Here is a 6,854-nt window from a genome sequence, read left to right as displayed (position 1 = left end):
CCGAGAACGCGCTGCGCGAGTTCGGCCGCATCGCCGACGACCGCGCCCGCGCCCTCGGCGCCGAGCACGGCGAGACGCTCGCCGCCCGGCAGCAGATGGCGTACGCGCTCGGCCGCCTCGGCCGGCACACCGAGGCGCACGAACTGCACGCCGCCGTGCTCGCGTCACGGGAGCGCGCGCTCGGCCCCGACCACCCCGACACCCTGCGCTGCCGCCACAACCTGGCCTTCAGCCTCAGCAGGCTGGGGCGGCTGGAGGAGGCGTACCGCACGGCCCGCGACGTGGCCGCGGCCCGCGCCCGGGTGCTGGGGGCCGCCCACCGCGACACCCTGGTCACGCTCTACGAGGTCGGCTACACGCTGGGCCGGCTCGGCCGGTGGACGGAAGCCCTGCACACGTACCGCCAGGTCGCCGAGGCACGGACCCGGCTGCTCGGTGCCGAACACCCGGACACCCTCGCCACCCGCTACGAGGTCGGCATCAGCCTGGGCCGCCTGGGCCGCAGCGCCGACGCCCTGGAGCTGTACCGCGCGCTCGTCGCCGACCGCGTCCGGGTCAACGGCCCCACCGACCCCGAGACCCTGCGGGCCCGCCACGGACTCGGCGTCAACCTCGGCCGGCTGGCCCGTTGGGACGAGGCACTGGCCGAGGCGCAGGCGGTGTGCGCCGCCCGGGAGCACGTCCTGGGCCCCGACCACCCCGACACCCTCGTCAGCCGCCGCGAGGTGGCCGTCGCCCTCGGCTGGCTCGGGCGCTGGACCGACGCGCTCACCCTGTACCGGCAGGTCGCCGACGTCCGGACCCGGCTGCTGGGCCCCGCACACCCCGACACGCTCGCCGGCCGCGACGACGAGGCGCACTGCCTCGAACAGCTGGGCCGCGCCCGCGAGGCCGCCGACCTCTACCGCGAGGTGGCGGCGCTCAGGCAGCGCGGCCAGGCGCCGCCCTGACACGGGCCGCGCGCACCGCGTCGGGGCGGGCGGCCGGGCCCGCCCGCCCCGCGTTCCGGGGGCCGGTCAGTCGGCCGAGGCGGACCAGCCCTTCGCGTCGATCCGCCGGGCGTCCGACGGGCGGCCCTCGTCGAAGACCGTACGGCCGCCGTCCTCGACCTTGACGGTGTCCACGTACACGCCCCGGCCCACGTACAGCTGGTCCGTGGTGTAGCGCCACCTGAGCAGGACCCCGGCGCCGCGCACTCCCGCCAGGCTCGCGTCGAGGCGGTGCCAGACCCGGCCCGACCAGCCGGAGAGCGAGCCGTCCGGGTGCGCCTCGGGGCGGGGGCGCCCGTCCTGCCCCGTCGGGGTGGTGGTGAACGGGACCGGCTGCCAGGTGGCGCCGGCGTCCGTCGAAGCCTCCAGGTACAGGAAGTCCGACGCCGGTTCGGTGTCCCACCACAGCGCGCAGCTCAGCCGGGCCTGCGAGGAGGCGAGCGGCAGGGCGGGCAGCGTCAGGGTGGCCGTGGACGCGCTCGCCATCCCGGAGAACCAGGCGGTACGGCCCCGGGCCGGGCGGACCGCGACGGCCCGGGCCATCTGGTTGGCGGTGGCCACACGCGGCGCGCTGCCGGACCGCCAGCTGCGCACCGGGTGCACCGAGTTGCCCAGCACGATCAGGAACGAGTCCGTGGTCGGGTCCAGCACCAGGCTGGTCCCGGTGAAGCCGGTGTGCCCCGCCGTCCGGGGCGTGGCCATGGCGCCCATGTACCAGTGCTGGTAGAGCTCGAAGCCCAGGCCGTGCTCGTCCCCGGGGAACGCCGTGTTGAAGTCGGTGAACAGCAGGTCGACGGAGTCCGCCGAGAGGATGCGGGCCCGCCCGTACACCCCGCCGTTGAGCAGGGTGCGCGCGAGGACCGCGAGGTCCCAGGCGCAGGAGAACACCCCGGCGTGCCCGGCGACCCCGTCCAGGCTGAACGCGTTCTCGTCGTGCACCTCGCCCCAGACCAGGCCGCGGTCGAGCCCGGACCAGGGGAGCCGGGCGTCCTCGGTCGCGGCGATCTTCGGCTTCCAGGAGGCGGGCGGGTTGTAACGGGTGCGCCGCATCCCGAGCGGATCGGTGATCCGCTCGCGCAGCAGTACGTCCAGGGTCCGCCCGGTCAGCTTCTCCAGGACGAGCTGGAGCGAGATCAGGTTGAGGTCGGAGTAGAGGTAGACCGTGCCCGGCGGGTGGGCCGGGACCTCCTTCCACAGCAGCTCCAGCTTCCCTTCCCGGGTCGGCGCGCTGTAGAGGGGGATCCAGGCGGTGAACCCCGAGGTGTGGGTGAGCAGCTGACGGATCGTGATGTCCTGCTTGCCGCCGCCGGCGAACTCCGGCAGGTAGGACGCGACCGTCGCCTCCAGCTCCAGCGTGCCGCGCTCGATCTGCTGCACGGCCAGGATCGAGGTGAACAGCTTCGAGACCGACGCCAGGTCGAAGACCGTGTCCTCGGCCATCGCGATCTGCTGGTCCTCGGGGAACTCCACCCCGGTGTCGGTCGTCTCGTCGTACGCCGCATAGCGCACCGCCTTGCCGATCGGGTGGTGCAGGGCCACCGTCCCGCCCCGGCCCGCGAGCAGCACCGCGCCCGCGTACCACGGGTGCTTCGGGGAGGCGGCCAGATAGCGCTCCGCCTCGGTGACCAGCTGGTCGAGCGGTTCCCGCGACAGCCCGGCACGGGCGGCCGAACCGCGCCGCAGCGTCGGCTTCGCGCCCTGGCCCGTGTGCATCTCCGACGACCCCGCCCCCGACTCCGTGGCAGACGCCGTGCCCGCGAACGGGATCGGCGCCAGGGCGAGTGCCCCGCCCAGGGCCAGCATCCCACCACCGAGCCTCCGCCGGCTGATGCCCCCGGCCGCCGTGTCCTCCGTCATGCACAACCCCTTCTCGCTGCCTGAAAGTAACTTTCGCAATCTCTTCCGAGCGTGAAACTTCCTGCCGAGCAGAGAGTACTGTCAGGCGCCACCGTGCCGTAGGGGTGGGAGCCGGAAAGAATCTGATGTTGCGTCAGGCCCTTGACCGCGGCGCCCCCGCCGCACAGGATCACGCCATGACCGGTGTACGCAGCAGCACAGTCGACGGTGTCCTGACCCGCAGCGCACGGCGCGCTCCCGAACGGACCGCCCTGCGGTACGCCGGCCGGTCCTGGACCTACCGCGAGCTGGACGGGGCCGTCAGCACCGCGGCCGCCGCCCTCACCGACGACCACGGACTGCGCCCGGGGGACCGCGTCGCCGCCTACGCCCACAACTCGGACGCGTATCTGATCGCCTTCCTCGCCTGCGCCCGGGCCGGTCTCGTCCACGTGCCGGTGAACCAGAACCTCACCGGCGACGACCTGGCGTACATCCTGAGCCAGTCCGCCAGCTCCCTCGTCCTCACCGACCCGGACCTCGCGGACCGCGTCCCGGAGGGCTTCGCCGTACGGACGCTGCGCGACGACGACGCGTCACTGCTGGCCGGACTGGGTACCCCGCGCCCGTTCACCCCCGCACGCGAACCGGCCGCCGACGACCTGGTCCAGTTGCTGTACACCTCCGGGACGACCGCGCTGCCCAAGGGCGCCATGATGACCCACGGCGCCCTCGTCCACGAGTACGTCAGCGCGATCACCGCGCTCGACCTGCGCGCCGGGGACCGGCCCGTCCACGCGCTGCCGCTCTACCACTCGGCGCAGATGCACGTGTTCCTGCTGCCCTACCTCGCCGTCGGCGCCGAGAACACGGTCCTGGACGCGCCCGACGCGGCCCGGATCTTCGACCTGGTCGAGTCGGGGCGGGCCGACAGCCTCTTCGCCCCGCCCACCGTCTGGATCGGCCTCGCCAACCACCCCGACTTCGCCGCCCGAGACCTCGGCGGCCTGCGCAAGGCGTACTACGGGGCGTCGATCATGCCCGTGCCCGTGCTGGAACGCCTCCGCGACCGGCTGCCCGGCCTCGCCTTCTACAACTGCTTCGGGCAGAGCGAGATCGGCCCCCTCGCCACCGTGCTCGGACCGGACGAGCACGAGGGCCGGATGGACTCGTGCGGCAGGTCCGTCCTCTTCGTGGAGGCCCGGGTCGTGGACGAGCACGGCAAGGAGGTCGCCGACGGCACCGCGGGCGAGGTGGTCTACCGCTCGCCCCAGCTGTGCACCGGCTACTGGGACAAGCCGGAGGAGAGCGCGGAGGCGTTCCGTGACGGCTGGTTCCACTCCGGCGACCTCGCCGTCCGGGACGCGGACGGCTACTTCACCGTGGTCGACCGGGTGAAGGACGTCATCAACTCCGGTGGGGTCCTCGTCGCCTCCCGCCAGGTCGAGGACGCCCTCTACACCCACCCCGCCGTCGCCGAGACCGCGGTCGTCGGACTGCCCGACGAGCGCTGGATCGAGGCCGTCACCGCCGTCGTCGTCCTGAAGGGCGAGGCGACCGGGGACGAGCTGATCGCGCACGCCCGCGAACGGCTCGCCCCCTTCAAGGCGCCGAAGCGGGTCGTCTTCGTGGACGCCCTCCCGCGCAACGCCAGCGGCAAGATCCTCAAGCGGGAACTGCGCGACCGCCTCGCCTGAGGGTCCTCAGGGAGCGCGTCTACCCGCGGACGCGGCCGACCCCCGCGTAGATGGTGTCGGGGATCCGCTCGTGCTCCGGCGCGGGCACACCGTGCCAGCGCGGGGCGGCCACCAGACCGGGCGCGACCAGGTCGAGCCCGTCGAAGAAGCGGGCCACCTCCGCACCGGTGCGGGGCTGCAGCGTGATGCCGCTCGACCGGTAGCGGGCCAGGGCCTCCTCGTGCGCGGCGAGGAAGTCCACCGTGAAGTGGGAGAGCACCAGGCAGCTTCCGGCGGGCAGCGCGTCGACCAGGGTGCGGGTCACGCCGTACGCATCGTCCTCGTCGGCCAGGAAGTGCATCAGCGCGATCATCGAGAGCGCCACGGGCCGCTCGAAGTCCAGCACCGTACGGGCGTGGTCGAGGATCTTCTCCGGCGACCGCACATCGGCCTCCAGATAGTCGGTGACGCCCTCCGGCGTGCTGACGAGCAGCGCCTCCGCGTGCCGCAGCACGATCGGATCGTTGTCCGTGTAGACGATCCGGGCCTCCGGGTTGATCTCCTGGACGATCTGATGGAGATTCGGCCGGGTCGGGATGCCGGTCCCGATGTCGAGGAACTGGTCGATGCCCTCCCGCGCCGCCCAGCCGGCCGCCCGGTGCATGAAGGCCCGGTTCTGCGCGACCCCCACCTTCGCAGGCTCCGGCATCTGCTCGCCGAGTTCCTGGTCGACGGGGTAGTGGTCCTTGCCGCCCAGGAGGTAGTCGTAGACACGGGCCGGATGCGGCCTGCTGGTGTCGACCGGACCTGCCGTCATGATGTGCTCCCCAACCCCTTGGCCGGAGAACACGAGTCCCCCGGCGGACAATGGCTCACTCGGGCACATCCTGCCACAGCAACCCCACCCGCCAGCAGGGCGGTTGGCCGTTCACCCGCGCTCGTCCACGATCCGCCGGAACTTGCCGACCGACCGCTCCAGCGTCTCCGGATCCAGGATCTCGACGCCCACCGACACGCCGATCCCGTCCTTCACCGCCGCCGCGACGGACACCGCGGCCGCCGCCCGCTCCCCGGCCGTCGCGCCCGGCCGGGCCTCCGCCCGCACCGTCAGCACATCGAGCCGGCCCTCCCGGGTCAGCCGCAGCTGGAAGTGCGGCGACACCCCCGGAGTACGGAGCACGATCTCCTCGACCTGCGTCGGGAAGAGGTTCACCCCGCGCAGGATCACCAGGTCGTCGCTGCGCCCGGTGACCTTCTCCATCCGCCGGAACACCCTGGCCGTACCGGGCAGCAGCCGGGTCAGGTCCCGGGTCCGGTAGCGGATCACCGGCATGGCCTCCTTGGTCAGCGAGGTGAACACCAGCTCGCCCCGCTCCCCGTCGGGCAGCACCTCGCCCGTGAACGGGTCGACCACCTCCGGATAGAAGTGGTCCTCCCAGATGTGCAGCCCGTCCTTCGTCTCCACGCACTCCTGGGCCACACCGGGACCCATCACCTCGGACAGGCCGTAGATGTCGACCGCGTCGATCGCGAACCGCTCCTCGATCTCCCGTCGCATCTCCTCCGTCCACGGCTCCGCCCCGAAGATCCCCGCCCTCAGCGAGGTCGTACGCGGATCGACGCCCTGCCGTTCGAACTCGTCCAGGATGGTCAGCATGTACGAGGGCGTCACCATGATGATGTCCGGCCGGAAGTCCTGGATCAGCTGGACCTGGCGGGCCGTCATGCCGCCGGACGCGGGAATCACCGTGCACCCCAGCCGCTCTGCCCCGTAGTGCGCCCCGAGGCCACCGGTGAACAGCCCGTAGCCGTACGCCACGTGGATCTTGTGGCCCGGCCGGCCGCCCGCCGCCCTGATGGAGCGGGCGACCACGTCGGCCCAGGTCTCCAGGTCCTTCCCGGTGTAGCCGACGACGGTCGGGCGGCCCGTCGTCCCGCTGGACGCGTGGATCCGGCGCACCCGGTCCTCGGGGACCGCGAACATCCCGAACGGGTAGTTGTCCCGCAGATCCGCCTTGGTGGTGAACGGAAACCGGGCCAGGTCGGCGAGCGAGCGGCAGTCCTCCGGCTTCAGCCCCGCCCGGTCGAACGCGGCCCGGTAGTGCGCCACGTTCTCGTAGGCGTGACGCAAGGTCGCCCGCAGCCGTTCGAGCTGGAGCGCCTCCAGCTCGGTGCGGCTCATCCGTTCCGCCGAGTCCAGCAGAGCCGTCATGTCGGGCCTCCCTCGTCCGTGCGCAGCGTGCGGGCGACCGATCATTCGGTCGTTTCCTCCGGGAGCAGTAATTCAGGATCTTGCACCGCCTGGCAAGAGGCGTGACGCACCCGGACCGGACCGCGCGTACGCCCGTACCGA

General features: G+C 72.7%; 5 protein-coding genes. 2 read left to right on the top strand and 3 right to left on the bottom strand.

Annotated elements, in window-relative coordinates; translation table 11 throughout:
* The coding region (locus tag G3I41_RS33955; RefSeq protein ID WP_164404368.1) for a tetratricopeptide repeat protein at positions 1 to 950 on the top strand (950 nt) is incomplete at its 5' end.
* A gap of 66 nt (positions 951 to 1,016) precedes the next feature.
* On the opposite strand, the gene G3I41_RS33950 is transcribed toward G3I41_RS33955, so the two are convergent.
* A complete protein-coding gene (locus G3I41_RS33950) occupies positions 1,017 to 2,846 on the bottom strand; it encodes a serine hydrolase domain-containing protein (RefSeq protein ID WP_164404367.1) in 1,830 nt (609 codons plus the stop codon).
* Between the two features lie 176 nt (positions 2,847 to 3,022).
* Between G3I41_RS33950 and G3I41_RS33945 the strand changes: the two genes are divergently transcribed.
* Entirely contained in the window at positions 3,023 to 4,522 is a 1,500-nt protein-coding gene (locus tag G3I41_RS33945) for an acyl-CoA synthetase (RefSeq protein WP_164404366.1), read from the top strand.
* A 19-nt stretch (positions 4,523 to 4,541) separates the two neighbouring features.
* Here the strand turns inward: G3I41_RS33945 and G3I41_RS33940 are convergent, their stop codons facing one another.
* Positions 4,542 to 5,318, bottom strand: coding sequence for an SAM-dependent methyltransferase (locus G3I41_RS33940; protein WP_164404365.1), 777 nt, complete (start codon positions 5,316 to 5,318; stop codon positions 4,542 to 4,544).
* A gap of 111 nt (positions 5,319 to 5,429) precedes the next feature.
* Entirely contained in the window at positions 5,430 to 6,713 is a 1,284-nt protein-coding gene (gene paaK, locus G3I41_RS33935) for a phenylacetate--CoA ligase PaaK (RefSeq protein ID WP_164404364.1), read from the bottom strand.
* Between the last annotated feature and the right edge of the window lie 141 nt (positions 6,714 to 6,854).

Origin of the sequence: Streptomyces sp. SID9727, assembly GCF_010550605.1 — a bacterium.
GTDB lineage: Bacteria > Actinomycetota > Actinomycetes > Streptomycetales > Streptomycetaceae > Streptomyces.
Note: the sequence above shows the minus strand (reverse complement) of the source record. Positions and strands in the feature narration are given on the sequence as shown.

Excerpts from the sequence above, each read along its gene's own strand:
- G3I41_RS33950 (WP_164404367.1), bottom strand. The coding sequence starts at position 2,846 with ATGACGGAGGACACGGCGGCCGGGGGCATCAGCCGGCGGAGGCTCGGT.
- G3I41_RS33945 (WP_164404366.1), top strand. The coding sequence starts at position 3,023 with ATGACCGGTGTACGCAGCAGCACAGTCGACGGTGTCCTGACCCGCAGC.
- paaK (WP_164404364.1), bottom strand. The coding sequence starts at position 6,713 with ATGACGGCTCTGCTGGACTCGGCGGAACGGATGAGCCGCACCGAGCTG.
- G3I41_RS33940 (WP_164404365.1), bottom strand. The coding sequence starts at position 5,318 with ATGACGGCAGGTCCGGTCGACACCAGCAGGCCGCATCCGGCCCGTGTC.